This is a genomic window from Staphylococcus sp. HMSC070D05, from assembly GCF_001815595.1.
GTDB lineage: Bacteria > Bacillota > Bacilli > Staphylococcales > Staphylococcaceae > Staphylococcus > Staphylococcus hominis.
The window spans coordinates 41,782-65,932 of sequence record NZ_KV821095.1 but is presented as its reverse complement, the minus strand read 5'-3'; the positions used below and the strand labels follow the sequence as shown (position 1 = coordinate 65,932).

The 24,151-nt window shown below is 33.4% G+C and carries 47 protein-coding genes; 44 read left to right on the top strand and 3 right to left on the bottom strand.

Going from position 1 to position 24,151, the window contains the following annotated elements:
* Positions 1-94 precede the first annotated feature (94 nt).
* Positions 95-556, bottom strand: a complete 462-nt coding sequence (locus tag HMPREF3046_RS02100) for an ImmA/IrrE family metallo-endopeptidase (protein ID WP_070716054.1) — start codon at positions 554-556, stop codon at positions 95-97.
* A 4-nt stretch (positions 557-560) separates the two neighbouring features.
* Positions 561-875, bottom strand: a complete 315-nt coding sequence (locus tag HMPREF3046_RS02095; protein WP_053022066.1) for a helix-turn-helix domain-containing protein — start codon at positions 873-875, stop codon at positions 561-563.
* Positions 876-1,081: 206 nt separating this feature from the next.
* On the opposite strand from HMPREF3046_RS02095, the gene HMPREF3046_RS02090 reads away from it, so the two are divergent.
* The gene (locus HMPREF3046_RS02090; protein ID WP_053022091.1) at positions 1,082-1,300 is read left to right on the top strand and encodes a helix-turn-helix transcriptional regulator; all 219 of its coding nucleotides are present in this window, start codon (positions 1,082-1,084) and stop codon (positions 1,298-1,300) included.
* Between the two features lie 198 nt (positions 1,301-1,498).
* Here HMPREF3046_RS02090 and HMPREF3046_RS02085 read toward each other — a convergent pair whose 3' ends face one another.
* The gene (locus tag HMPREF3046_RS02085; RefSeq protein ID WP_070436625.1) at positions 1,499-1,705 is read right to left on the bottom strand and encodes a hypothetical protein; all 207 of its coding nucleotides are present in this window, start codon (positions 1,703-1,705) and stop codon (positions 1,499-1,501) included.
* 128 nt (positions 1,706-1,833) lie between these two features.
* Here HMPREF3046_RS02085 and HMPREF3046_RS02080 point away from each other — a divergent pair, with 128 nt between their 5' ends.
* The 43 genes from HMPREF3046_RS02080 to HMPREF3046_RS01885 all read left to right on the top strand — a co-directional run bounded on the left by HMPREF3046_RS02080 (position 1,834) and on the right by HMPREF3046_RS01885 (position 24,136).
* The gene (locus HMPREF3046_RS02080) at positions 1,834-2,019 is read left to right on the top strand and encodes a hypothetical protein (RefSeq protein ID WP_070716052.1); all 186 of its coding nucleotides are present in this window, start codon (positions 1,834-1,836) and stop codon (positions 2,017-2,019) included.
* A gap of 78 nt (positions 2,020-2,097) precedes the next feature.
* On the top strand, positions 2,098-2,346 hold the full coding sequence (locus tag HMPREF3046_RS02075) for a hypothetical protein (RefSeq protein ID WP_048680780.1): 249 nt from the start codon (positions 2,098-2,100) through the stop codon (positions 2,344-2,346).
* Positions 2,339-2,824, top strand: coding sequence for a siphovirus Gp157 family protein (locus tag HMPREF3046_RS02070; protein ID WP_070716050.1), 486 nt, complete (start codon positions 2,339-2,341; stop codon positions 2,822-2,824). Before HMPREF3046_RS02075 ends, HMPREF3046_RS02070 begins: the two co-directional genes overlap by 8 nt.
* On the top strand, positions 2,825-3,529 hold the full coding sequence (locus tag HMPREF3046_RS02065; RefSeq protein ID WP_070716048.1) for an AAA family ATPase: 705 nt from the start codon (positions 2,825-2,827) through the stop codon (positions 3,527-3,529).
* On the top strand, positions 3,513-4,859 hold the full coding sequence (locus HMPREF3046_RS02060; RefSeq protein WP_070716046.1) for a DEAD/DEAH box helicase: 1,347 nt from the start codon (positions 3,513-3,515) through the stop codon (positions 4,857-4,859). The genes HMPREF3046_RS02065 and HMPREF3046_RS02060 overlap by 17 nt, the downstream gene beginning before the upstream one ends.
* Before the next feature lie 4 nt (positions 4,860-4,863).
* Positions 4,864-5,406 carry a hypothetical protein gene (locus HMPREF3046_RS02055; RefSeq protein WP_070716044.1) on the top strand — a complete coding sequence of 181 codons (543 nt, stop codon included), beginning with the start codon at positions 4,864-4,866 and terminating at the stop codon, positions 5,404-5,406.
* Between the two features lie 2 nt (positions 5,407-5,408).
* Positions 5,409-5,906 carry a DUF669 domain-containing protein gene (locus HMPREF3046_RS02050; RefSeq protein ID WP_070716042.1) on the top strand — a complete coding sequence of 166 codons (498 nt, stop codon included), beginning with the start codon at positions 5,409-5,411 and terminating at the stop codon, positions 5,904-5,906.
* 18 nt (positions 5,907-5,924) lie between these two features.
* The gene (locus tag HMPREF3046_RS02045) at positions 5,925-8,234 is read left to right on the top strand and encodes a phage/plasmid primase, P4 family (protein ID WP_070716040.1); all 2,310 of its coding nucleotides are present in this window, start codon (positions 5,925-5,927) and stop codon (positions 8,232-8,234) included.
* A gap of 291 nt (positions 8,235-8,525) precedes the next feature.
* The gene (locus HMPREF3046_RS02040) at positions 8,526-8,849 is read left to right on the top strand and encodes a VRR-NUC domain-containing protein (RefSeq protein WP_070716038.1); all 324 of its coding nucleotides are present in this window, start codon (positions 8,526-8,528) and stop codon (positions 8,847-8,849) included.
* A 17-nt stretch (positions 8,850-8,866) separates the two neighbouring features.
* Positions 8,867-9,241 carry a hypothetical protein gene (locus HMPREF3046_RS02035; protein ID WP_070716036.1) on the top strand — a complete coding sequence of 125 codons (375 nt, stop codon included), beginning with the start codon at positions 8,867-8,869 and terminating at the stop codon, positions 9,239-9,241.
* A complete protein-coding gene (locus tag HMPREF3046_RS11300; protein ID WP_170076379.1) occupies positions 9,241-9,414 on the top strand; it encodes a hypothetical protein in 174 nt (57 codons plus the stop codon). The genes HMPREF3046_RS02035 and HMPREF3046_RS11300 overlap by 1 nt, the downstream gene beginning before the upstream one ends.
* Positions 9,415-9,418: 4 nt before the next feature.
* Positions 9,419-9,769 (top strand): helix-turn-helix domain-containing protein, encoded by a 351-nt coding sequence (locus HMPREF3046_RS02030; RefSeq protein WP_070716033.1) that lies wholly within the window; start codon positions 9,419-9,421, stop codon positions 9,767-9,769.
* A 21-nt stretch (positions 9,770-9,790) separates the two neighbouring features.
* Entirely contained in the window at positions 9,791-10,039 is a 249-nt protein-coding gene (locus HMPREF3046_RS02025; protein ID WP_070716032.1) for a hypothetical protein, read from the top strand.
* A 4-nt stretch (positions 10,040-10,043) separates the two neighbouring features.
* Entirely contained in the window at positions 10,044-10,508 is a 465-nt protein-coding gene (locus tag HMPREF3046_RS11475; protein WP_256278208.1) for a DUF3310 domain-containing protein, read from the top strand.
* A gap of 3 nt (positions 10,509-10,511) precedes the next feature.
* The gene (locus HMPREF3046_RS02015) at positions 10,512-10,790 is read left to right on the top strand and encodes a hypothetical protein (RefSeq protein WP_070716029.1); all 279 of its coding nucleotides are present in this window, start codon (positions 10,512-10,514) and stop codon (positions 10,788-10,790) included.
* On the top strand, positions 10,787-11,251 hold the full coding sequence (locus tag HMPREF3046_RS02010; protein WP_070716028.1) for a nucleoside 2-deoxyribosyltransferase: 465 nt from the start codon (positions 10,787-10,789) through the stop codon (positions 11,249-11,251). Before HMPREF3046_RS02015 ends, HMPREF3046_RS02010 begins: the two co-directional genes overlap by 4 nt.
* Positions 11,248-11,433 (top strand): hypothetical protein, encoded by a 186-nt coding sequence (locus tag HMPREF3046_RS11470; RefSeq protein WP_070716024.1) that lies wholly within the window; start codon positions 11,248-11,250, stop codon positions 11,431-11,433. The genes HMPREF3046_RS02010 and HMPREF3046_RS11470 overlap by 4 nt, the downstream gene beginning before the upstream one ends.
* Positions 11,430-11,870, top strand: a complete 441-nt coding sequence (locus HMPREF3046_RS02000) for a YopX family protein (protein ID WP_070716021.1) — start codon at positions 11,430-11,432, stop codon at positions 11,868-11,870. Before HMPREF3046_RS11470 ends, HMPREF3046_RS02000 begins: the two co-directional genes overlap by 4 nt.
* Positions 11,871-11,875: 5 nt before the next feature.
* The gene (locus tag HMPREF3046_RS01995; protein ID WP_070716020.1) at positions 11,876-12,421 is read left to right on the top strand and encodes an HNH endonuclease; all 546 of its coding nucleotides are present in this window, start codon (positions 11,876-11,878) and stop codon (positions 12,419-12,421) included.
* Positions 12,422-12,745 carry a hypothetical protein gene (locus HMPREF3046_RS01990; RefSeq protein ID WP_070716018.1) on the top strand — a complete coding sequence of 108 codons (324 nt, stop codon included), beginning with the start codon at positions 12,422-12,424 and terminating at the stop codon, positions 12,743-12,745.
* Positions 12,745-12,900, top strand: a complete 156-nt coding sequence (locus tag HMPREF3046_RS11295) for a hypothetical protein (protein WP_176746059.1) — start codon at positions 12,745-12,747, stop codon at positions 12,898-12,900. Before HMPREF3046_RS01990 ends, HMPREF3046_RS11295 begins: the two co-directional genes overlap by 1 nt.
* On the top strand, positions 12,893-13,177 hold the full coding sequence (locus tag HMPREF3046_RS01985) for a hypothetical protein (RefSeq protein ID WP_070716015.1): 285 nt from the start codon (positions 12,893-12,895) through the stop codon (positions 13,175-13,177). Before HMPREF3046_RS11295 ends, HMPREF3046_RS01985 begins: the two co-directional genes overlap by 8 nt.
* Positions 13,178-13,600 (top strand): dUTP diphosphatase, encoded by a 423-nt coding sequence (locus HMPREF3046_RS01980; RefSeq protein WP_070716014.1) that lies wholly within the window; start codon positions 13,178-13,180, stop codon positions 13,598-13,600. It abuts the gene before it with no gap.
* Between the two features lie 36 nt (positions 13,601-13,636).
* Complete coding sequence (locus HMPREF3046_RS01975; RefSeq protein ID WP_048680220.1) at positions 13,637-13,840, top strand: hypothetical protein; 204 nt, start codon at positions 13,637-13,639, stop codon at positions 13,838-13,840.
* Positions 13,841-13,855: 15 nt separating this feature from the next.
* Positions 13,856-14,089: a hypothetical protein gene (locus HMPREF3046_RS01970; protein ID WP_070716012.1), complete on the top strand. Its 234-nt coding sequence runs from the start codon at positions 13,856-13,858 to the stop codon at positions 14,087-14,089.
* Positions 14,086-14,310: a DUF1381 domain-containing protein gene (locus HMPREF3046_RS01965; RefSeq protein WP_070716011.1), complete on the top strand. Its 225-nt coding sequence runs from the start codon at positions 14,086-14,088 to the stop codon at positions 14,308-14,310. Before HMPREF3046_RS01970 ends, HMPREF3046_RS01965 begins: the two co-directional genes overlap by 4 nt.
* A 5-nt stretch (positions 14,311-14,315) precedes the next feature.
* On the top strand, positions 14,316-14,468 hold the full coding sequence (locus tag HMPREF3046_RS11290; protein ID WP_176746058.1) for a hypothetical protein: 153 nt from the start codon (positions 14,316-14,318) through the stop codon (positions 14,466-14,468).
* Positions 14,461-14,643: a transcriptional activator RinB gene (gene rinB / locus HMPREF3046_RS01960; RefSeq protein WP_070716010.1), complete on the top strand. Its 183-nt coding sequence runs from the start codon at positions 14,461-14,463 to the stop codon at positions 14,641-14,643. The genes HMPREF3046_RS11290 and rinB overlap by 8 nt, the downstream gene beginning before the upstream one ends.
* Before the next feature lie 26 nt (positions 14,644-14,669).
* Entirely contained in the window at positions 14,670-15,065 is a 396-nt protein-coding gene (locus HMPREF3046_RS01955; protein WP_176746057.1) for a hypothetical protein, read from the top strand.
* 16 nt (positions 15,066-15,081) lie between these two features.
* A complete protein-coding gene (locus HMPREF3046_RS01950) occupies positions 15,082-15,285 on the top strand; it encodes a hypothetical protein (RefSeq protein WP_049417265.1) in 204 nt (67 codons plus the stop codon).
* On the top strand, positions 15,285-15,473 hold the full coding sequence (locus tag HMPREF3046_RS01945) for a DUF1514 family protein (RefSeq protein ID WP_017175414.1): 189 nt from the start codon (positions 15,285-15,287) through the stop codon (positions 15,471-15,473). Before HMPREF3046_RS01950 ends, HMPREF3046_RS01945 begins: the two co-directional genes overlap by 1 nt.
* A gap of 13 nt (positions 15,474-15,486) precedes the next feature.
* The gene (locus HMPREF3046_RS01940; RefSeq protein ID WP_053022129.1) at positions 15,487-15,921 is read left to right on the top strand and encodes a hypothetical protein; all 435 of its coding nucleotides are present in this window, start codon (positions 15,487-15,489) and stop codon (positions 15,919-15,921) included.
* Positions 15,922-16,472: 551 nt separating this feature from the next.
* Complete coding sequence (locus HMPREF3046_RS01935; protein ID WP_070716216.1) at positions 16,473-16,772, top strand: HNH endonuclease; 300 nt, start codon at positions 16,473-16,475, stop codon at positions 16,770-16,772.
* Positions 16,773-16,916: 144 nt separating this feature from the next.
* Positions 16,917-17,300: a hypothetical protein gene (locus HMPREF3046_RS01930; RefSeq protein ID WP_070716005.1), complete on the top strand. Its 384-nt coding sequence runs from the start codon at positions 16,917-16,919 to the stop codon at positions 17,298-17,300.
* Positions 17,287-18,954: a terminase TerL endonuclease subunit gene (locus HMPREF3046_RS01925; RefSeq protein WP_070716002.1), complete on the top strand. Its 1,668-nt coding sequence runs from the start codon at positions 17,287-17,289 to the stop codon at positions 18,952-18,954. The genes HMPREF3046_RS01930 and HMPREF3046_RS01925 overlap by 14 nt, the downstream gene beginning before the upstream one ends.
* A 19-nt stretch (positions 18,955-18,973) precedes the next feature.
* A complete protein-coding gene (locus HMPREF3046_RS01920) occupies positions 18,974-20,152 on the top strand; it encodes a phage portal protein (protein WP_070716000.1) in 1,179 nt (392 codons plus the stop codon).
* Positions 20,115-20,828 carry a head maturation protease, ClpP-related gene (locus HMPREF3046_RS01915; protein WP_083316358.1) on the top strand — a complete coding sequence of 238 codons (714 nt, stop codon included), beginning with the start codon at positions 20,115-20,117 and terminating at the stop codon, positions 20,826-20,828. Before HMPREF3046_RS01920 ends, HMPREF3046_RS01915 begins: the two co-directional genes overlap by 38 nt.
* Positions 20,829-20,839: 11 nt before the next feature.
* On the top strand, positions 20,840-22,048 hold the full coding sequence (locus HMPREF3046_RS01910) for a phage major capsid protein (RefSeq protein WP_070715998.1): 1,209 nt from the start codon (positions 20,840-20,842) through the stop codon (positions 22,046-22,048).
* A gap of 17 nt (positions 22,049-22,065) precedes the next feature.
* The gene (locus HMPREF3046_RS01905; RefSeq protein ID WP_070715996.1) at positions 22,066-22,344 is read left to right on the top strand and encodes a hypothetical protein; all 279 of its coding nucleotides are present in this window, start codon (positions 22,066-22,068) and stop codon (positions 22,342-22,344) included.
* Positions 22,337-22,705, top strand: coding sequence for a hypothetical protein (locus HMPREF3046_RS01900; protein ID WP_070715994.1), 369 nt, complete (start codon positions 22,337-22,339; stop codon positions 22,703-22,705). The genes HMPREF3046_RS01905 and HMPREF3046_RS01900 overlap by 8 nt, the downstream gene beginning before the upstream one ends.
* Entirely contained in the window at positions 22,695-23,084 is a 390-nt protein-coding gene (locus tag HMPREF3046_RS01895) for an HK97 gp10 family phage protein (RefSeq protein WP_070715992.1), read from the top strand. Before HMPREF3046_RS01900 ends, HMPREF3046_RS01895 begins: the two co-directional genes overlap by 11 nt.
* Positions 23,085-23,089: 5 nt before the next feature.
* On the top strand, positions 23,090-23,500 hold the full coding sequence (locus HMPREF3046_RS01890; RefSeq protein ID WP_070715990.1) for a hypothetical protein: 411 nt from the start codon (positions 23,090-23,092) through the stop codon (positions 23,498-23,500).
* Positions 23,501-23,512: 12 nt separating this feature from the next.
* Positions 23,513-24,136, top strand: a complete 624-nt coding sequence (locus tag HMPREF3046_RS01885; RefSeq protein WP_070715987.1) for a major tail protein — start codon at positions 23,513-23,515, stop codon at positions 24,134-24,136.
* Positions 24,137-24,151 lie beyond the last annotated feature (15 nt).

Below are 24,151 nucleotides of genomic sequence, written 5' to 3'. Positions count from 1 at the left end.
TTCTCCTATATGTAGATTAAGCTTTTATATTCATTTGTATTCTAAGGTGCATCGTCCACTTGTTTATAGCACCACCACCTTTAATATGTAATATTCATATATCTTTATATTCAAACACTCGTAATGGCTCAAACTGAATAACATATTTACCATATCGAGTGGAATAACCATATTTTTGTTTATAATGTTCAATACTTTGTAGGACAAAACTCTCTGTAACTTCAAAAAAATTAGCAAGTTCATATAAATTATGAATGCCTTGCAAAAATGCTTCAATTATACCTTCTAGAGATATAAGTTTTTCATTAGCCAATCTTCGTGCTTTTAATTCGTATTTTTTATTTTGTATATCTTTTTGATCAACGATATTACCATATGTTATTTCATGGTGTGCTAATTCTTCTGCTAAAACTTCTAGTTTTTTAGCTTTAGACAAGTTTTTATCAATTAAAATTACACCATTATCATAGAAGCCTTTAAAATTTCCTGGTAGTTTATAACAATCATTAATTAATAAATGATTATACTTTGTTAAAAGTTCTTCATACCTTTCCACATAATCAGTCCTTTTTACGTGCCTGACGAACTAATTCTGCAAAATCTCTAATCTTTTGAAGTTCTTCTTCAGTAAAGTCATCATCTAAATGAGCAGCAATAGTATCATATGTATTTTTATCATCAGTTATATCAGAAGGTTGTACATTAAAGTAATCAGCTAACAGTTCGATTTTATCTCTTCTTGGGTATTTCAAACCATTTATCCAACTACTAACAGTAGATTCTTTCAAATCTAGTTCTTTAGCCATATCAGTTTGCGTTTTACCTTTTCTGTTTAATAAATCTTTTAAGTTATTTGATAAAATTGTTTTACTCATTTTTCTTTACCTCTCTTGTTAAAAGTATAATTAATTGATAAATAAAATATAACATTTACTTTACTTTATGTAAAGTAATTTTACCAAAAGTGTAATTATTGATTTTAAATTTACTAAAAGTGTTGACACTTTACTTTTGGTGTAGTAAATTAAGTGTACAACTTGATTGAAACACCAAAGAAAAACATTTTGTGGAGGTGATGAATATGGTTGAAAAATTGGAAACTTTATCTTTAAAGGGTGCTAGAAATGAATTTGGATATACTCAACAAGAAATAGCAGACCGTTTAGGAGTAACCAAAAACGCTTATATCCAATGGGAAAAAGGAAAGGTAGTACCAAAGCATATGGCTATCTATGCACTTGCGTATATTTACGGAATAAAAGCCGATATGTTAAGGCTACCGCAAAAAATTTTAGACTAGACTTCACTTTTAGTAAAGTTAAAGTGAATTGTTCCTTGAGAAAGTAAAGGAGGCATAACCATGCTAAAGAAATTAAAGATAGCACTCCTAATCGTCATCTTAGCGGAGGAGATTAGAAGTGCTAGGAAACCAAATATCGAATTAAATAGAAAGCAACTAGCTAAAATAGTGAACGATGAAAACGCGAAGAATGCTGAATTATTTATTTTCTAATAAATCTAGTTTTTCTAAAAGTTGGATAAGCATTTCATCATTAGCTTCTCTAACAGCGCGAGTTTTATAACCACTAATTACTAAAGGGTTATTGTCTGGATTTTCATCTCTAAATATTTTTATCAATTCTTTAGCGCGTTCATTACGTTGGTTGAAAAACTCTTGTAATTCATACGGTTTGATTTTACTCATATTCACACCTCCTTAGAGGTGATTATACACGAAAGGAGTGATTGAGATGTCAGAAGAAATGTATAACTACTTTTTAAACTTCATGTACAAAGCTGGTGCATTACAAAAAGTAATTGAGGAGGAAGAACGTGAGAAAGCGAAAAGTAAGTAAAGAAGATAAAAGCATTTATATCGCTGGAACATTGGCATTAGCATTATTCACTTTTCTAACACTATGTGGAGTGTTCATTGCACAAGCATTAGGTGTAGGAGTGATTGCTGGAGTAGTAACTCACATATTTTTCAACGAATACTACTACAAAATAAAAGACTGAATGCTATAGGCAAATAGCAAACAGTCAAGATGTTAACAAAATTTATACAAGTTAATCATATAACAATGGAGGTTTGTTATGCAAGACAATATTATTCTCGCAAGAGGCGAATATGAAATTTTGCTTAAAGATAGTAGTGATTTAGCAATGTTAAGTAATGACTATAAACACTTAAAACGCAGAAACGAAGCGTTAGAAGAACATATCGAAGATTTACGAAAAGATACTAAGCTTTATATCAAATTATATAAAAATGCAGATGCAAGAGCTAATCAATTACAAAAGATGTTAGATGAAAAAGAAATGGAGGATCTAACTAATGACTAACCTTTATAACTTATCAACAAAACATCAACAATTACTTAATATGTTGGACGAAGATTATTCTATCGAAGATTTACAAGATACGTTAGACAGTATTGAAGCAGATATGAATACCAAAGTGGATAATACAGTCGGTTTAATCAGAAGCATAGAAGCTGATACAGACGCAATAGATAAAGAGATTAAACGTCTACAAGCACTGAAGAAACAAAAGAATAATTTTATCGGCAGATTAAAACAGCACTTACAAGACGCTTTAGAGGTGCAGCAAAGAGATAACTACAGAACATCAACCAACTATATTTACAAACGCAATAATCAGCCTAGTGTGAACATTACAAACGAAGCACTTATCGATAAAGCATACCGTATACCACAACCAGATAGATACGATAAAAAAGCAATGAAAGAAGATATTTTAGCAGGTGCTGATGTTGAAGGTGCAGAATTAGTAAGTTCAACAAGTTTGGTGGTGAAGTAGATGGAATTTAATATTTCAAACGCTAAAAAAATTACCACAGATAAATCAACGTATCTCATATATGCAAAACCTGGCACAGGTAAAACACACACATTGAATTTCTTACCTGGTAAAACACTTTATATCAATGTAGACAAATCAGAACGACCTTTAAAAGGCAATGAGAACATCGACATTTTAGAATTCAACACTCACGAAGCATGGGAAGAGTGGGGCGAATTGATGAAATGGCTTAGTAAAAATAAAGAAACAGTTGAACAATACGACACGATTGTCATCGACAACATATCAGAGTTATTCCGTTCAATGCTCGCTAATCTAGGACGCAACGGTAAGAATGAGCGTGTACCTGAAATGAGCCATTATCAACGTGTAGACTTCTTCACGATTGATAGTTTGCGTTTCCTGCAATCGCTAGGAAAACGACTTGTATTTATTGCTTGGGAAACGAACTTCGAATTTTATACACCAGCAGGACAACAAATTACGCAAGCTGTCCCAGATATTCGTAAAACTATTCGTGACAATGTTGCAGGACTTTGCCAAGTAGTTGCTCGATTAGCGTTTAATGAAAAATCAGGCAACCGTGGTTTTATATTAAGTCCTAGTAACAATGTATTTGCTAAAAATCAACTAGATAATAGAGAACATTGTTTACAGGAAGAATTGTTTAAAGTCGGTGATGTGGATGATCCAACTACGTGACTATCAAAACGAATTGATAGAAGGTATTTATCAATCAATGAGTAAAGGTAACACAAAAATAATGGTTGTTAGTCCCGCTGGAAGTGGTAAGAGCGTCACAATGTCAGAAATTGCTAGACGAGCAACCGATAAAGGTAATCGAGTATTGTTTATCGTTCATCGACGTGAATTAGTCAATCAGATTAAAGCAACTTTTATCGCTAATGGTGTAGACATGGATTTGTGTCGTGTTGGCATGGTTCAAACTGTATCAAACAGAATTAAACGAGGTAAAGAACCTACTCCCTCTATCATCTTAGTAGATGAAGCTCATCATAGTATGGCTAAGACATATCTAAATATATTCGAAAGTTTTAATAATGCTTATGTATTAGCTTTTACCGCAACGCCCTGGCGTATGTCAGGTAGAGGATTTACCGACATATTTCAAGATTTAATAGTTGGCAAAACAGTTCAATGGTTGATTGATAACAATCGACTAGCACCATTTAAATATTATTCAGTTAATTTAATGGATGACGATAAACTCAAGAAAAACTCAACTGGTGATTTTAGTGATGCATCTATCACATTATCGATGGAGCCTCAAATTTATGGTGACGTAATTAAAAACTACAAAAAGTTTGCAGACGGGCAAAAAACAATTGTTTATACCCACAATGTTCAATCAAGCAAAGAGGTAGCAGAAAAATTTATAAGTAATGGATACGCTGCTAAACAAGTTGACGGTAAAACACCTAAAGTAGAACGAGAAAAAGCAATGGAGTTATTCAGAAGTGGCGATATAACAATACTTGTAAATGCTGAATTATATGGTGAAGGGGTAGACGTTCCCGATTGTGAGTGTGTGATATTACTACGACCTACCATGTCACTTACGTTATTCATACAACAAACTATGCGTTCAATGAGATATCAGCCTAATAAATTAGCAACAATCATTGATCATGTTGGAAATTATAGACGACATGGATTACCAAATACTGAACATGATTGGAATGTTCATTTTAAAGGTGAACGTAAGAAAAATAAGGATAATGACGCAATTCCTATAAAGGAATGTCCAGAGTGTTACAGCGTTATTGAAAGTTCATATTCTGTTTGCCCTGCATGCGGTTTTGAGTTTCCACAAGAGAGAGAAGAAACAGAATTACTCATTGACGAAGATGCAGAATTAGAAGAAGTAGACGACAAAATTATCACATTAACTCTAAAAGAGCCTGAAGAATGTGAAAGTGTCGAAGAATTATATCAACTTGCTAAACAAAAAGGATATAAACCTGGTTGGGCTTATATTCAAGCTAAAAGATTAGGAATGTTGGGAGGTTAGATGAGTGGGCGGACATTATAAAAATATAGATGGAGAAGTTTTTGGCAATTATCAAATCATTGGTGATACAGGTAAGAGAGATGAAAAAGGGGCAATTGTTATTGCACGTAATATTGAAAGCGGAGAATTATACGAAGGGTCAAGTCAGCTTTTTAGAAGTGGTGCAATAACTGGTTATAGAAAAAGCAACAAAATCAAATCAAACATTCGAAATTTAAATGAATCACGTGTAAAGAACGGGATTCATGATAGTTATTTTAAAAATTCTATTAGAACTAATAACAAAACTGGATATAAAAATATATTTTTCAGTAAAAATCATAAAAAATGGAGAATGAGTATTAACTTTAATAACAAAAAAATTACTAAAACATTTAATGACTTTAAAGACGCTGTTTTACATGTAAATGAGTTTTATTTAAAAAACATAAATCCGTTCATAGAAAATACCGAAGATAAAATAGAAAGAATTACTAGAGACGAAATAATCATAAACGATTATGTAAAAGAAAAACAAAAACTAATTAATCAAAAAGGAGAATTTTAATTATGACAAACTTTACTTTAAACATGGAAGATACTTTTGATGGTGGAATTCAAGACGGAACTTATGAAACAGTGATTACTAAATTCGAAGAAAGTGCAACACAATCAGGAACAGAATTCGTAGATGTACGTTTAACAATTAGAAATGATATTGATCAAAAATATAAAAACAATATCGTATTCCATAGAATTTGGAAAGCGAAAGCGACAGGGAAATATGATATGCGTTTCTTCAATACTATTGGTGCTGCTGCACAATTACAACGTGGTAAACAATATTCTTCAATTGAAGAATTATTCAAAGATTTCTTAGGAAAAGCAGTACGTGTAACAGTTAAAAACGAAACTTCAGAATACAACGGAAAAACTTATGAAAATTTAAATGTTAAACGTTGGGATAAAACAAAATTCCCAGAATTGGCACATAAATTTAAAACAACTGATGACGGTAGTAATCCATTTGCTGGAGTAGAAATCGAAAAAGAAGATTATCCATTTTAATAAAGGAGGCTCACCACTGTGTATGACAAAATACCATATGAATTAAAAGAATTAGATCAGTGGTGTTGTTTCAAAATAGAGGAGGTAGAAAATGGGCGTAAAACAAAACGCCCATACAACCCTCTCACTAACAACATGGCTAAATCTAATGACGAAACTACATGGGTTAGCTTTGAAGATGCAGTTAATAATTTAAATGGTTATGACGGTATAGGTTTTTTCTTCGTAGAGCCTTATGTAGGTATTGATTTAGATAAAGTAGGCAATGAAATTGAGGAGTATTTAAATAATCCTGATACAGACAATATTATCAGTGAATTTATAAACGTCTTAGAAACCTATGCAGAAGTATCACCAAGTGGCACAGGTATTCATTTAATAACGAAAGGCGAATTACCTAAAAAAGGGCGTAGACGTGGGAATGTAGAGATTTATGATAAAGGTCGTTTCTTTACAATGACTGGCAAACAAATTGGAGGATATAACGGTATCAACAATGACGAATACGGTCAACTTAACTTCCTGCACAGTAAATATATTGCCAAGCAAGAGCCTGATATAAACGCTCAAAATTTAAGTGGTGGTAATGGTAACAATTTAACTTCTGAACAAATTATTGATATTGCTAAAAAATCAAAGAATAGCTTACGTTTCACAACATTATACGAAGGTGATTGGGAACAGTTTTATTCTTCACAGTCAGAAGCAGATTTAGCTTTTGCTAATGATTTAGCTTTTTGGACTGCAAGAGATCCTAAAAAAATGGACGACATATTCAGAAAATCAAACTTATATCGTGATAAATGGGATGAAAAACGCGGCGAAGAAACTTACGGAAATATCACTATAAATACAGCCATTGAAAGTTGTCAGAATGAATTTGTACCAGAAACTACTGATGATGATTTCCAAATATTTATCATGGATGAAGCAATCAAACCTGCAAAGGAAAATAGAAGTTATTCTTATGATGATACTGGCAACGCTGAACGTCTTAAAGATAAGTTTGGAGAGAACATTCGTTATAACTATACTTCTCGTTTATGGATGTATTACGACGGTAGACGCTGGAAGAATGATGATACAGGTCGTATGAAAATATTAACCGATAAAGTAGCGGAAAGTATTAAAAAAGAAAAACTATTCAAAAGTGAAGGTATTGATCCAGACGATATGGAAAAGTATCGATACAGACATTGGAAAGATACACGCAATCACAACAAAAAAGTAAATATGCTAAAAGAATGTGAACACTTATTACCAGTTACAAACGAAACATTTGATAAAGATTTCGATTTATTTAATACCCAAAATGGTTATCTTAATTTAAAAACTGGCGAACTTAAAGAACATGACAAGCAGCAATACTTTACCAAGATATCTAATGTTGAATACACAGACAAATCGGATTGTCCTAAGTGGGAAGAATTTCTTAATGACATATTCTTAGGCAATCAAGAACTTATTAAATTTATCCAAAGAGCAGTCGGCTATTCTTTATCGGGATATACAACCGAACAAGTGTTAATGGTTTTATATGGTAATGGTCGTAATGGTAAATCAGTATTCTTAGATATTCTAAACGAAATCTTTGGTAACTATGCTACTAACATTCAACCACAAGCAATTATGGCAAGTAAAACACAATCAGACGCATCTCCTGAAATAGCAAAATTAGATGGTGCAAGATTAGTTACAACCACAGAGCCTAATGAAGGTGAACGTTTCGATGAAGGTTTAATTAAACAATTAACAGGTGGCGACAGAGTGTCAGCACGTAAATTATACGAGAATGAATTTGAATTTACACCACAGTTTAAGTTGTGGATGGCGACTAACCACAAGCCATATGTAAGAGGTCGTGACGATGGTATTTGGAGACGTTTTGTCATCATCCCTTTTGAAAAACAAATACCTTTAGAAGAAATTGATCGCGACTTAACTAACAAATTAAAAAAAGAGCTACCAGCAATAATGAAATGGTGTGTAGATGGCTTTCTTGAGTGGCAACGTATCGGACTTTCTGAGCCTGCCATTATCAAAGAGCAGAGAGATGAGTATCGAACTGAAATGGATAGCATTGCAGCGTTTATTGAAGAGTGTTGCGATACAAATCCAATGCAGAAAGTTCAGTCATCCGAATTATTTAACGCTTATGATCGTTGGGCAAAAGAAAATCATCAGCATATCATGAGTAGTACAAAATTCGGTCGTGAAATGGTCAAGCGATTTAATCGTAAAAAATATAGCGGAAAACATTATTATTATGGATTGAATTTAACGCAAGAAAGTAAAAAAGAATTAAATAAATTTTCACTCAATATTTAGGGATAGTTAGTGGATAGTTGGGGATAGTTATTTTTAAAAACCTTCCCCAACTTAAAACCTTATAATATCAATACTTTAACCTATATATTTTATTACTTTAGGGATAGTTGGGATAGTTTTTCTAAAAGATAAAAAATAAAAAAATAATAAATATATATATATAAATAAAAAGTTTTAGAAAAAGCCTCCCCAAAATCAAAAATAGTCTTGAAACGTTGATATTACGAGGTTTTAGTCAAAATTAAACCCTCCTCTTAAACTATCCCCACGATTAAGGAGGGCCTATTTTAAATGCCAAGCGAACAAAAAATACAGAACGAAATAATATTAGCAATCAATCAACGTGGTCACAGACTTTGGAGAGCAAATGCAGGAAAAGTACAGACAAAAGATAACAGAATAATCAAATTACTCCCTAAAGGCTTTCCCGATACATTTGGTTATCGTAAATCAGATGGAAAATTTATAGCAATCGAAGTAAAGACGGAAAGTGGACGATTGAGACCTGAACAAAAGAAATTTAAAGACTTCGCAGAAACGCAAAACATTTTATATGGCGTAGCAAGAAGTGTGGAAGAAGCAATCGAAATTGTGGAAGGTACGCAGAAAGCGTAAGAAGGAGAAGATGAAGAATGGTAAAAGTTAAAGTTGAGAAGAAAATGAACTTATTAGAATTAATTGAGTGGGCTTGGAAGAATGATGTTAAAGAAAAAGCATTTTATAGCAATATTGACGGAGGTTCTGTGTATTTTGACATGGTACAAACAGTGTCTGTAGAGCATTCAATTGGTAAAGATGAAACTTTCACAGTGGAAGTTGAAGAAGAGCTTACAGAAGGCACAAAAATCCCAGAAATGCTTGAGATATTTCAAGATAATGATGGAGCGCAATGGTTCGGGAATTCTATTGAACAAGTAAAAGATGATTTTAGTAGAGAATTTTGGTTAAAAGACGGAGACACAATGACACTCATCTGGAAAGATGGCGAATTGGTAGGTGATGAGTAATGGCAACAGTCAAAGCTGAAGTATTAATCAGAGGCACGATTGAGTTACCAGCAACTAAAGAAACTGATGAAGAAATGGAATACAGAATTGAGCAAGCTAAGAAAAGTCCAGAAGAAATTTTCGACGATATCGACATTAAAGATGTAGATTTTCGTTATGAACATTGGAAGTGATCGTATGAAGAAAATGAAAACTTTAATTAAATCTAAACCGTTCAAACTTCTTTTAGAAAAACGCAATTTAAGTTATACAGCTGTTGCTGAAAATATTCATGTTGATAGAACAGTTATTTCAAACTTAGCGAATAGAAAAAGATACGTTTCTGGTTACATGAGAGAGTTGTTGATTGATTATTTGAAAGTTGATTTTGATGACATTTTTGAGATTGTCGAAATTGACTACGTTAATAACTTCAAACCTGTTCCAGAAGTTGAACTTAGCAAAGATGAAATTTACAAACTTCTCAAAGCGGGATCTAAAGAAATCATGTTTAAACAACAGAAAATTAAATTAAAAGTAGCTGAATAAACATAATCGGAGGAGTAATAAATGGTTAGTACGGAGAAAGTCGAAGAACGCTTAAGCAATAAAGAGCAGTACGGGAGATTATCAGAAAGAGAATACCGTCAGCTTATGTATATCAGAGCAGAACACGAAAGAGCATTAAAACGTAAACGACGTGAACAACGTATCGCAAGAGCAAGACGTTCAGAAGCGTTGGTTAAAAAGCACAGAGTGAGTAGTAAGTGGTTTAGATACTTAGAAGAGAATGACATATTTCCAAAGGTAAGGGGATAAGCGAATGGAGAATGTAAGAATAGTAGAACTTAACAAAGATGACATAGTGCAGTTCCAATGTGCCAACAAAAAGTTTAGTGCTTTTCAAACAGCGATTGTAAATCGTGTGTACGCAGAAGAAATACTGTTAAAAACGGTATGGAAAGCAGAAGTAGAAAATCAAGGTGGATATAAATTTACGATAACTGACAATGACGACTTTATGAGAGTGAATGCGCCATTCACTCGTAAGGTGGATATGCAGGAAGAACAAGACATGGTACACGAACCACCACATTATCAGTTCGGTAAGTTCTCAGCACGAATGATTATCGAATTAGTAGGTAAGACGTACAAATCAGCGTCAGTATTTTATCACGTAGGTAATGCACTCAAATACTTAATGAGAGCGCCTAGAAAGAATGGTTTAGAAGATTTAAAGAAAGCCAAGCAAAGTGTTGAGTTTGCGATAGAGAATTGGGAGGACTAAAAAGTGAAAATCAATATTGAAAATGATATTACATCTGAACTTTTGCTACAAGGTATTAAATTTCATAGAGAAACATATAAAGATACAGAAGCATGTAACAGAATAAAAGAATTAGAAGGACTACTTATAAATATAATGGGTTATTTAGGTTATCTCAGATATGAAACAACGACAGAATTTAAAAATGCGAGCGGTAAAGATATTAGAGAAAAAATCGATAACTTAATTAAAAGCGTTGAAGATGAGATATACGAAATTAAAGAAGAAGAGGTAGAACAATGATCTATTTAGGTGGCGACATGCTAAGTATAGGCCAACAGATGCGCAGAGAGTGGGAAAAGCAAGAGTTACAGCGATTAGGCTTTAAAGTTTACGCACCACATGACGATAAGGATATAAATGATAAAGCGAATGCTAAGCAAGATAAATTAGCAGAACGCATTGTGTTTAACGACACACTAGGCATGGAAACAAGCGATGTAATGATATTTGATTACTTACCACATGCACAAGGGACAATTTGCGAAATGGGGTATGCACAGCACCTTAAAAGAGCAAGTGATAAGGATATTAAGATTTACGTCCAATGTACTGACATCAGACAAGGAACGGGACATATTTCAGAAGAACAAGATCGAGCAGAATTCAGTATCAATCAATATGTGTATGGCGTAATCATGGATGTTACTGACGGTAGAGGTATTCAAACGTTTGATGAGATATGTGAGGAGTTAATTTCATGATACTTAGCAACACAATCAACCAACGCTATCGCTACAACACACAAGGTAAGACACCTACACAAATACAGCAGGAGTTACGTGAGTTAGGTGTCAAAGGCTTTGTGGTTAAGGTAGCAGGAAGTAGAGTGACGATGAAAGTTAGTGAGTGTGACATAAAAAGGAACAGGGAGTGTTTGAGATGATACCTAAATTTAGAGCGTGGGATCTAATAGATAACCGAATGAGATATGACATAGGCGTTATTGAATTCAACGGAATTGATAAAAATGTTTCAGCAATATCGTTTAATTACGCATTAGACGATACAGGTTATGGAGAAGTCGATAATAGTTGTTCAGAATATTATGATGCAAATTGTTTTGAACTCATGCAATCAACTGGCTTGAAAGATAAGAATGGTACTGAGATTTATGTAGGAGATATTGTAGAGCTTAAATATCCATATGATAAACGTATAAAAACAAAAGGAAGTATTGTTTGGGATAACCATAAGTCCTGTTTTGGAATAAGCATGAAAGAAACTACTGAACAATATGAGTTATATAGAGTAACAGCAGAAAATTATTTATCGGTTATTGGTAATGTGTTTGAAAATAAAAACTTATTAAACGAGGAGTAAGAAAATTGATTGTTAATTCACAAAAAAGCATAAATTTTAGAAATGAATGTAATTGCAAAGTTGATTATAAAGAATTAGAAAAAGCTATATTATGGGTTCAAAGCAAACCCACTTCAAGTAATAAAAAAATCTATATGCATGGTCTTTACCCTTGTGTTTCTGTACATGATAAAAAATACCATGTACATAGATTATTAATGATGTATTGGTTAGGTAGAAAATTGGGGAAGGACGAACACGTTCATCATATTAATGGCGACAAATCGGATGCTTCAAAATCAAACCTTACCATCTTAACAGCAAGTCAACACTTGTCAGGTCATAATAAAGGGAAATCTCTTACGCAAAGTCATAGAGATAAAATTGCTGAAGCTGGTCGTAAAAGAAAAGGGATGAAGATGAAACGTAAGTATAATATTGATTCAAAGGAATTAAAACAACACTTGGAAAACGGTCTAAGCATTAGCAAAATAGCTAGGATATACAATTGTGATTGGACAGTTATAAAACAAAGAATTAACGAAAACCCAGAATTATTGGAGGACAATTAAATGGGAGTAACATTATCACAAAAAAGTTATAACACATTGCTTGATGATCTTGAGAAATTGCGTGAGCGTAATGCAGAGTTAGAGAGAAAATTAGATAAAGAAGTTAAATTAAGTTATGAAATAGAAGGTAATTTATATGATGTATCAAAAGAACGTGACAAGATAATCAATGATATGGCAGAGATTAAAAGGAAGGCAGAGGCATACGACAAGATAAAAGAAGCTGCTGATAGTGAAAAATTAAACGGCTATTCATTATATGATAATGAACGTTTTATAGATAGATTGTGCCATGTGTTCGATGAAATGGAGGCCGACCATTAATGTTTCAAGATATAGATAACTTACAAGAGGCATTGTGGCATATCGAGCAAGTAGATAAATCAATTCTTAATGCTTATCAAGACGAATTATTAAGTGCATCTAAAACTTATATTCAAACTTTATTAAATGATTTGGAGCGTGGTAGTGATGAGTAAGTGGCAAACGATTGAAAAATTAAAGAAGCATCACACAGTTAAAAATAAAAATTTAAAAGCAATTTACATTGATGATAACAATGTTGAGCAAGTACAAAAAGAAACAGATTGTTTTTCTATATTTCCTAACAAAAAGTTACTTATTGGCGCTTTATCTTTTATCAGTTATCCGTGTTACATCATTTGGATAAACCCTACCTCACATGAAAGGTCAAAATATTACTTTACAGATGAATATGAATTCGAAGAGTATTTCAAATTTAAGGAGGAACAATAAATGGGAATTTTACCAATTAAAAAACTAAGTGAGAAAGCAATTTTACCAACAAGAGCAAATCCAACAGATAGTGGATTAGATTTATATGTAGCAGAAGACACAGTTATTCCTGCACATAGTACAGTTGTAGTCCCAACACACATTGCAATTGATTTAGCGTATGGATATGAAGCGCAAGTGAGACCACGATCAGGTAAATCAAAAGATACAAAATTACGTGTAGCGTTTGGAACAATTGATCATACGTATAACAAAGAAATTGGAATTATCACAGATAATATAGGTGATGAGGCAATCGTAGTTAAAGCAGGAACACGCTTAGCGCAATTAGTCATTGCACCAGTAATGTTACCAGAGCCAACGGAGGTGCAAGAGTTTGATGAAATATCAGGACGTGGAGCATACGGAAGCACAGGAGAGTAAAGACATATTAGAAAAAGTAAAAGAGGTGTTGGAGAAGTGAAAGACTTTGAACAACCGACAATAAAAATATTAAAAAGATTATTTAACGGAAAAGATGAAACTAATATTCATATATCTCATCTGAACCTAGTAGATTATGAAGTAATTGAAATGATAACTAATTATAAACTTTCAGAAACTCATACAAGAAACCAACATTTTAGAGATGTAGTGACTTTGAAATTTAAAAAGAAAGAGTAAAGAGGTGCTGGGGAAGTGACGCAATATTCTAAAGTGTATTTGAAAAAGAACCATCACAAAAGAGGTATCAAATTAGGTGAAGTTATAAAAGGATCTAACTGGTTAGAAATGACAGAACAGTTACCTAAGTTGAAAGAACTACCTATAACGCCTTATTTAAGATTTTGGGAAGTAGATAATGATCTTCATATAGATTACGGTTCGCACAGAGCAATTATAGTAGTTAAAAATCAAGGAGTGATACTGTGAAACAATTCCTAATCAGAGAATTCACAGATAGCACAGGTCATGTGCATAGACATGTAGAAAGTCCTAGAGAGAATGAACGTATGACGTTGGTAGAGGCAGAGGATAAGGAAGAAGCGAAAGAGAAAATTAAAGGGTTATTAAATTACGTTAAACCAACTAAAGCAAATTGGCGTTGGCTAGAAGATGAATATAAAAAATTAGGGATATTCGATAAGGAGTGAACGGAATGAAAAGTAGTGAAGAAGTAATCAAAAAATTAAAAAGTGTAATTAGCGATATTGAAGAATTAAAACAGGAAGATTCGATAACACTTACTTATAAATCAGCATTGGAACACGTTATAGAATATATCGAACATGGAGATGATGTAGATGATTAAACGTATACTTAAAGATTTATTCTTAATCGCTATGTATGAGTTAGGGAAGTATCTCACTTCTCTACTCATCACTAAGCTAGAAAGTACAGATGATATTGATACTGCACCGAATGATTACGCATTAGAAACCGATCAATACGACTTGAACAGAATTAAAGCAGAGGTGAGTGAGTAGTGTTTAAGAATATAGAGGAACCTATCATGATGACGAACGGAAACGAAAAATGGATAGTTGTATTAGATGAACCCAAAAACAAAAAGTTATTTGAAGAACAATGGTCTGATGTTAAATCAGATGGCGAATGGAAAGTTTATTTTAAGTCTCATGATGAATTTTGGAGAAGTGCCAAAATTGAAATGAAAAGAGCCGAGGAAAAATTGCGTTTAAAAAGAGAAGGAGAAATTAAAACTCCAACTATCGATGAAGATATTAAATGTATAAACAGTAAAGAAAATTTGGTTGATTATTTACTAAAAGAATACTACTGCAGTTCTGAAATAATCATAGATGAATTCTCAACTGACGCTGAAGTATCAGAAGCAAAACTCAAAGCTAATTATAATGAGTTGTTAAAACTTAAAGATAAATATATTTAAATGAGGTGAGAAGATAATGGGAATAAATTCTAATTGTATATCTGGTTTAGGCATTGCCATTGATGGTGTGACGTATGATAATCCTAATGACTTAATAAATTATTTAAATCGAATTAATAATAGACATACCAATTTAACCTCTGAACAGTGGCGTACTATCTTAGTGTTGGCATTTGAAAATTTAGCTATAGGATTTAACGAGGAAAGGAATGACAACTAATGTGGATAGCATTAACCATTATACTCGGCGTACTGCTACTCATAGCGATAGGTAACAATACAGTGTTACGTCAGGAGTTAGACGCACAGAGATATACGAATGTGTACCTATTCACTAAGTACGTGAGAGATTGCGACATAGAAGATGTGGAGTTTGAAATACAAAGAGCGAAGAAACAGTTTAAGTAATGGAGGTAATCACTTGTACACACGAGATGAAGTAAAAGGAATGATCAATGATTATAAGTGGATGCGTAATATTATAGAGTCGCAAGTCTATGACGCAGACAGTACATCTATTGCACAATATGGTATCGAGTCTGTAATGCCTAAAGCTAAAGGTGGTACAGGTGATAAGGTATTAGTTAAAGTACTTAATAGGAATAGAGAGTATCGACGTAATGTAAAGATACTTAATAAGATAGAGTTCATTGATAAGTATGAAGAATATATAACAGATGATAGGAACTATCACATATTACAAATGCTTAAACTAAACATGCAGCATAAGACTATCAAGGACTTAATGGAAATCAATAGTGACTCTAAGTTCTATGCATGTATCAATGAGATAGTGAATGTGTATATGGATGCACAACAAGGACACTACGATAAAGAGAAGACATCGAAGAGATAGAAGACATCGAAGGTAATGTGCATTACTGATATATATAACTTTATAATATAACTATACGAATTGAATAAATACTCGAAGGCACATCACTAATGTGGTGTGTCTTTTATTATGGAGGTAAGCTTGTGGATATTATTATAGTATATGGTCCACCTGCAAGTGGTAAGACTACATATGTTAAGCAACATATAACTAATGAAGACATGGTTTATGATTATGATGCTATATCACAATCAATCACACTAAGTGAGTATCACCACTATATGCCACAGGCTCATGACACTTGTATACTCATACGCAATATGATGCTCGATTATACTCAACATATAAGTAAAGGTAAGTTATATGTCATTACTACTTATTTATCCAAGAAGATAACAGATAGAGTATCTAACTATCACATAGTTAGAATGGATACTGATATAGATACGTGTATCGAACGTGTGAACAATAGTGATAGACCAGATAAAGATAAAGTCAAGCAAGTTATAAGAGAATGGTTTAATGATGGTAAAAGTAAACCTGCAAGTGATCGTCATGTAGATAAAGAAACAATGAGATTTTATAAATCAAAAAAGTGGCGTGAACTCAGAGAAAAAGTTTTATTAAGAGATAATTATGAATGCCAAGAATGCAAAAAGGAAGGCATAGTAAAAACTATAGATCGCACAAAACACAAGTCTCTTGATGTTGACCATATTAAAGAGTTAGATAGTCATCCTGATTTAGCTTACGATATGGATAATTTAGTCACGTTATGTGTGAGTTGTCATAATAAAAAGCATAATAGATATCAAAAAGGGAGAGCATTTCCTAAAAAAGAAACAAAATGGACTGGCGATGAATGGTGGTAAAAAATAAATAGCCCCCCGCTTAAATATTTTTGGATTAAATTGTTGAAGGGGAAACGGGGCAGGGGAGTCTTCTCCCGACATTTATTATAATTTTTTCACGTATGACCCCCCCTCCTAGATAAACTGAAATGAGGTGATATTGCGATGGAACGTAACGAAGAACAAATTAAACAACATGAAGCTCGTGTAAAAAAAGAAAAACAACGACTGGATAAAATATTTAAATCTATACCTGATGATAAAAAACGGGTAGCACAAGGTTTAATTGTTCAAGCTGCACGAATGCGTATATTATTAGATGATGCATGGTTGGACATTCAAGAAAAAGGCGATTATGAGTTATTTACTCAATCTGAGAGCGCTCCTCCATACGAAAGGGAAAGACCTATTGCTAAGCTTTTCAATTCACGAGATGCGGCTTATCAAAAGATAATCATGCAATTATCTAAACTACTTCCTGAAGAAATAGATGTTGTGGTTGATAAAGAGACTGGCAATTTAAGGAGTATGTTGAATGGAGATAAATAAACATGTCAAATGGTATATTGACAAGTACAAGCATGGAGAAATTAAACTTAATAACGATAGAATAAAATTGATTGATCATCTAGAAAACAACATCTTATATAGAAACGATCTATACTTTGATAATGAACAAATTGAACTATGTATAGCTTTTATTGAACGGTTTTATTTCAAATTACAACCCTTTCAGAAATTTTTAATAGCATTTGTATTTCTCTTTGATGAGGAAAATGAACTTTATTTTGAACAATTCTTTTGGCTTGTTGCGCGTGGTGCTGGTAAAAACGGTCTAATAAGTGGATTATCGACATATTTCATTAGTGAATTGCATGATATCGATAATTATGATGGCACTGTTGTAGCCAACACAGAAAAGCAAGCTAAAACATCATTTGAAGAAATGCACAGAATGATAATCAAACATGGTTTGTACGAGGGGAAAGTTAATGATGTAGAAGGAAAAGGCTTATTTGACCTGACTAAACTTAGAATTACTTCTACTAAGACTCAAAGTAAGTTTGAATATGCAACTAGTAATGCAGGAAGTAAAGATGGTGGTCGTGAAGGATTTATAATTTATGATGAGGTTCACAGGTATGAAAATAACGATATTGTTGATGTATTCTCTAGTGGCTTAGGTAAAGTTAAGCATCCTAGAGAATTTTTTATTGGTACAGATGGATTCGTGCGTGAAGGTTTCCTAGATAAAATGAAAGAACGTTCAAACGATATTTTAGAAGGAAAGGCAACAGATGACCGGCTGTTTCCATTTATCTGTCGATTAGATCATAAAGATGAGAAGGATGACCCATCTAAGTGGTCTAAAGCAAATCCTATGTTTGAAGAACCTATGAGTGATTATGGCAAACGCCTTTATCGTAAAGTTTTAAATCAATATAACGACTTGAAACATAGCCCAAGTGGTTATGAAAATTTTATGACTAAGCGAATGAATCTACCTGAAGAAGATTCTAGCAAAATTGTAGCATCTCGTGATGATGTACTTGCAACAAGTCGTGATATACCACCACTAAAAAATAAAACTGCAATTGGAGGCGTTGATTATGCTAGTATCAAAGATTTTGCAGCAGTAGGCTTGTTATTCAAACAAGGTGATAATGTTGTTTGGATTTCTCATTCTTTTGCTCGCAAGGAATATCTTGACCAAGCTCAGTTAAAACCTCCGATAAAAGAATGGGAAAGACAAGGGCATTTAACAATCGTAGATGAGCCTTCAATAAACCCTGCTCACATTGTCAACTGGTTTATAAAAATGCGTGAAAAGTACGCTGTTCAAAAAGTAGTTGCAGATAATTTCCGTATGGATTTAATGCGACCTTTATTTGAAGAAGCTGGGTTTGAAATAGAAGTATTACGAAATCCAAGAGGTGTCCATAGTAAGTTAGCGCCTAGAATTGAAACATTATTTGCAAATCATAGAATTATATTCGGAGACAATCCATTAATGCGTTGGTATACGAACAATGTTGCGGTACATGTTAAAAAAGATGGTAATAAAGAATTTATCAAAAAAGATGAACATAGACGTAAAACTGATGGTTTCCATGCTTTCTTACACGCTTTATACAGTATAGATGAAATACAAGAAATCGATTTAGATAAAGCGTTTGATTTATTAGATCAACTTAATTTTTAGTAACAAAGGAGGTGGTTAATTGGGTTTTTTGGATGCAGTATTTAAGAGGAATTTAGAATTAAGAGATATGCTCGATTTAGAATTAGCAAACGACCCAGCCAATCGTTCATATTTGAAGCGAATGGCTATTGAAACTGTAATTAATTTTATTTCACGAACATTCAGCCAATCTGAATTTTGGGTTAAAGATGATCAAGAACTAAAGCAAGATAAATTGTATTATAAACTGAATGTAAGACCTAACACAGACTCAAGCGCTACTGATTTTTGGCACAAAGTTATTTACAAATTGGTTTATGACAATGAGGTTCTAATCATTAAAAGCGACTCAGATGACTTATTGATTGCTGATGATTTTTATAGAGAAGAATTTGCTGTTTACGAAGATGTTTTTAAAGATATTATTGTAAAAGACTTCAAATTTGAACGTTCTTTTAGGATGAATGAAGTTATATATTTAAATTATAACAACGATAAGTTACAAAGATTTGTTGAGAGCTTATTTGCAGATTATGGAGAACTTTTCGGACGTATGATGGATACGCAACTTCGTAAAAATCAAATCAGAGGTATTGTTAGCGTCGATTCTGGCGGTGGAAATATCGATAATAAAAAAATGACAAGATTGCAAAAGTATATTGATAAAATTTATAGTCAATTTAAGAATAATGGTGTTGCGATCGTGCCTCAAGTGCCAGGTTTCGAATATAAAGAACTGTCAAAAGATAGCACAACTGGTAATGATAATGGCGGAGAAAATTTACAAAAAGTCAAACGCATGATTATTGATGATGTTGCGAAAATTGTAGGTATTCCATCGAACTTAATACATGGAGATGTTGCTGATTTAAGTAATGCTATGAGTGCATATATAGATTTCTGCATTAATCCTTTAATTTCAAAAATCGAAGATGAATTGAATAGCAAGTTTTTTACTGAAAGCGAATTTTTAAGTGGTAAACGTATAAAAGTTGTTGGTATCAATACGGTAGATCCAATCAAGAATGCAGAAAAAGTAGACAAATTAATATCATCAAGCGCAGCTAAACAAAATGAAGTTCGTGAAATGCTCGGTCTTGCACCTGTTGAAGGTGGAGACCGTTTTATTTTGACTAAAAACTATCAACCTGAGGATGAATTGAAAGGGGGTGAGAATGAAAATGAAGACGAAACAAGAGCTAATGAAAGCAACGTCTAAATATGCTTTTAAAAACGAAGTGAAAGACGATAAATTTGTTCTCACTCTTAGTGGACCGGTGGCTCAATCTTCTATCTTTGCCGATGAAACTATTAACAGTCATGATATTGCCGAAGTATTAGATAGTGTAGATAAAGATATTGTAATTCGCTTAAACAGCCCTGGTGGTGACGCCTTTCAAGGAATTGAAATTTATAATTATTTAAAAAACCACTCTTCACACATCACAATTGAAGTTACTGCTTTGGCTGCGAGTGCGGCCTCTATCATTGCAATGGCGGCCGATGAGCTTATTATGAGCAAAGGTGCTTCGCTGATGATTCACGAAGCAGCGACCATCGCAATTGGTAATAAGGCGGACGTTAAGAAGACACTAAATGCCTTAGAGACAGTGGATGCGTCTATTGTTGAAGTTTATAAAGATAAAACAGGACTTGATAATGAAGAGATTGAACAACTCATGACTGATGAAACTTGGTTTACAGCACAAGATGCCGTAGATAAAGGTTTTGCGGATAAAACGAAAGATAAGGTTGAAACACCTAAAGAAACGCAAGAAGATGTAGAAAACAATGATGAAATGATTGCTATGAAGAATGAAATTGAAAGTTTGAAAATTCAATTAGCCAATTTCAAAAATAGTAATAATAAACCAAAGAAAAAACGTTATTTATAGGAGGAAAAATTATGACGATGAAATTTAAAGATTCAATCAACAAAGATGTTGAGAATTTAAAGAATGAATATTTTGAGGCAGTAAGAAATGACGCTGACCCTGAAACGATTGAAAATAAATATGCGGAATACATGGCTGCTTTCTCTTCTAATTTGCAGAACGAAGTGTTAAAAGAAGCGCGTGAAGAAGTTTATAACACTTCGACAGATAAGCAAGTGCGTATGAATCGAGGGGAAAACATTCTTACCGCTGAAGAATCACGTTTCTTTACTAACTTAGTAGAAGATGATGCAAACTTAGACACTTATAAAGAAGAGGTTATTTTACCGGAATCTACAGTATTACGTGTGTTTGAAGATATGCAAAAAGCACGACCTCTATTATCTAAAATTAATTTTCAAATCGCTGGAATTAAAACGCGTTTAATCGTTGGAGATCCTAAAGGTGCTGCTGTTTGGGGAGAAGTATTCGGTAAGATTCAAGGGCAAATTCAAGCGAATTTTAAAGAATTGAATTTCTCACAAAATAAATTAACTGCATTTGCCATCGTGCCTAAAGATATGTTGGAGTTTGGCCCAGAATGGATTGAGCGTTATGTTCGCTTGCAATTAGCAGAAGCGATGGCACTTAAATTAGAAGAAGGTATTGTTAAAGGTAACGGTGCAGCGTCAAACCAACCTTATGGACTAACAAAAGATTTAACATATGATACAGACGGCGTAACTATTACTGGCGCGACTGATAAAGCATCAGCAGGGACATTGACATTCGCGGATGCTCAAACTACCGCTAATGAATTAGCGCAAGCGCTTACGACGCTTTCAACTAAAGAGAATGGAGCACAAGTAGACGTAAGTACAGGTGTAACACTTCTAGTTAACCCAGCAGATCAATTCTATGTAAAAGCCCAAAACACTATGCAAACAGTAAACGGTGCTTGGGTAACGTCATTACCATTTAACGTAGATGTTGTAGCATCAGAGTTTGTAGACCCTGATAAAGCTATTTTTGTTGTAGGAAGTCGTTATTATGCAGTTCAAACCGGCTCAGTAACTATCAAGTCATATGACCAAACACTTGCGTTAGAAGATGCTGATGTGTTTATCGCAAAACAATTTGCGCATGGTATGCCAGACGATAATAAAGTAGCTTTGGTTTACGACTTGGATATTGCATCAAAACCATCCGCTGACTCAGTATCACCTGATGTAGGCGCATAATTGAAAGGGGTGATTAAATGATCACTCAAAATCATGTTGAAGAAATGAAGAGACGATTAAAAATTTTTCATACGTTCGAAGATGAGCATATACAATCATTACTCGAACAATCCTACGAAGATATTGAATATCGTTGCCAAGAGTTTGATATGAATAAGAATAACCGTGGAGCTGAGCTTGTATATGAGCGTACAAGGTATGCTTATAATGATAATTTAGAGTTTTTCCACGATAACTTTCTAAGTCAAATCACCTCTTTTGCACTTGAAAATATGAGGGAGGTAGATTATGAATAAGAATTATAAACCACCTAAAATAAGTAGCGGAGACTTACGAGTACCCGTTACTTTTTTTCGTATGGTGGAAAAAGATGGTCCGTTTCCAGGAAGTAAAAAGAAAAAAGAAGCGTTTACGACGCTTTGTGAAGTTTATGAGAGTTCTACGAAAGATTTAGAAAAAACAAACGGTATAACTGGCGTTCATAAAATTACGATTAATTTTAGAAATCCACATACTGATTATCAAATCAATCACTCAGATACGTTCGAACTTATTTATGGATTGTATGAAAATTCTACATTTAAAATAATCGACTTTGCGCCTAATTCAAGTAATAAAGAAATGATTAAAGTAGTAGGTGTAGCAAATGGCGATTAAATTAAAAGGTATGAAGGAACTAGAACGCGAACTTGAAAATAGATATGGTAAAGCAAAAATGAAACGCATCGTGGATGAAGCTTTAGTTGCTGGTGGTCATGTAATTGTTCAAAAAATCAAAAACAACTTTGAAAGTTTTAAAGACACAGGCGCTAGTAAAGCTGAAGTGAAATTATCTAAACCTTTCACTTTAAATGGTGTTCGGACTATTAAAATACATTGGAAAGGTCCTAAGGAGCGCTACAGAATTATTCATTTAAATGAATTTGGTACGATCAAGAACCCTAACCCCCGAGGAAAAGGTGCGGTAGAACGTGCTTTAAGAAGTGGTCAAGAGACTTATTTTCAAATTGTTAAACAAAGGTTGAAAAGGGGTTGATACGATTGAGAGATATTTTAATGGAAATTTACAACATTCTTGTTAAGGATGTGTTAGTACAAAAATATGTTAGCAATCGTATTAAGTTTTATGAATACCCCGAACCATCAGATATGAGAAAACCTTATATTGTAATGAGTGAGGTTGATGACACATTACCTGTCGAATACGCTGATAACGATAATCTTGCATTAAGCTATCTTGTACAAGTTGATGTATTTGTACCTGAATCTGAAGAGTATCAAGCGTATTTTGTAAGGAATAAAGTTAGTTATCACATTTCACGATTAATGAAAGAACAATTGAAAATGGAAAACACATCAAATGCAAAACCGGAATACGACGAAGAATCAAAAATGTACAGGTCCGCTCGAAGATACGAGGGGACCTTTTATCGTTCTGAATTAAATTTATAGGAGGAATTACGAATGGCAAAAAAATATAATTCATTTACAGGTATTACAGGATTTTACTATATGCCTTTGAATACAGAAGAGGTTTCAGGTGTAACTGACCCTGAACGTATTAAATACTTACAAGAAGTTCAGGTATCAAAAGAACAATCTATTGAAAAAGCATATGGGGATAATAGTGTTGCTGAATTAGCAGTTTCAAATGGAACTGTCGAATTAGAATCTACATTCCACCACTTACCAATTGAGGATAGAGAAGTTTTATTTGGTTTAGATAAATCTGATGATGGCGTGATCGGTGTAGGTAATAATACACCGCCATATGTCGCAGTTATATTTGAAAAAACAACAGAAACTGGAGCATCTGAATATGTTGGATTGCTTAAAGGTATGTTCACATTCCCTGAAGTTAGTGGACAAACTAAAGAAGATGGTGTCGAATTCTCTCAAGACCAATCTACAGCTGAGTTCATGCCTGCAGAAGTTGAAGGCTTTGATAAAGAACAAACAATGCTTTTAGGTCGTGATGAAAAAGGTGTAACTATCATGCGTGATGCGATTTGGCAAAAAGTATTCGGTAAACCACACCCTAATGCGACTGTTTCTGAGGAACCTGTTTCATCTGATATCGGAGCATAATTATAAGGAGGATTT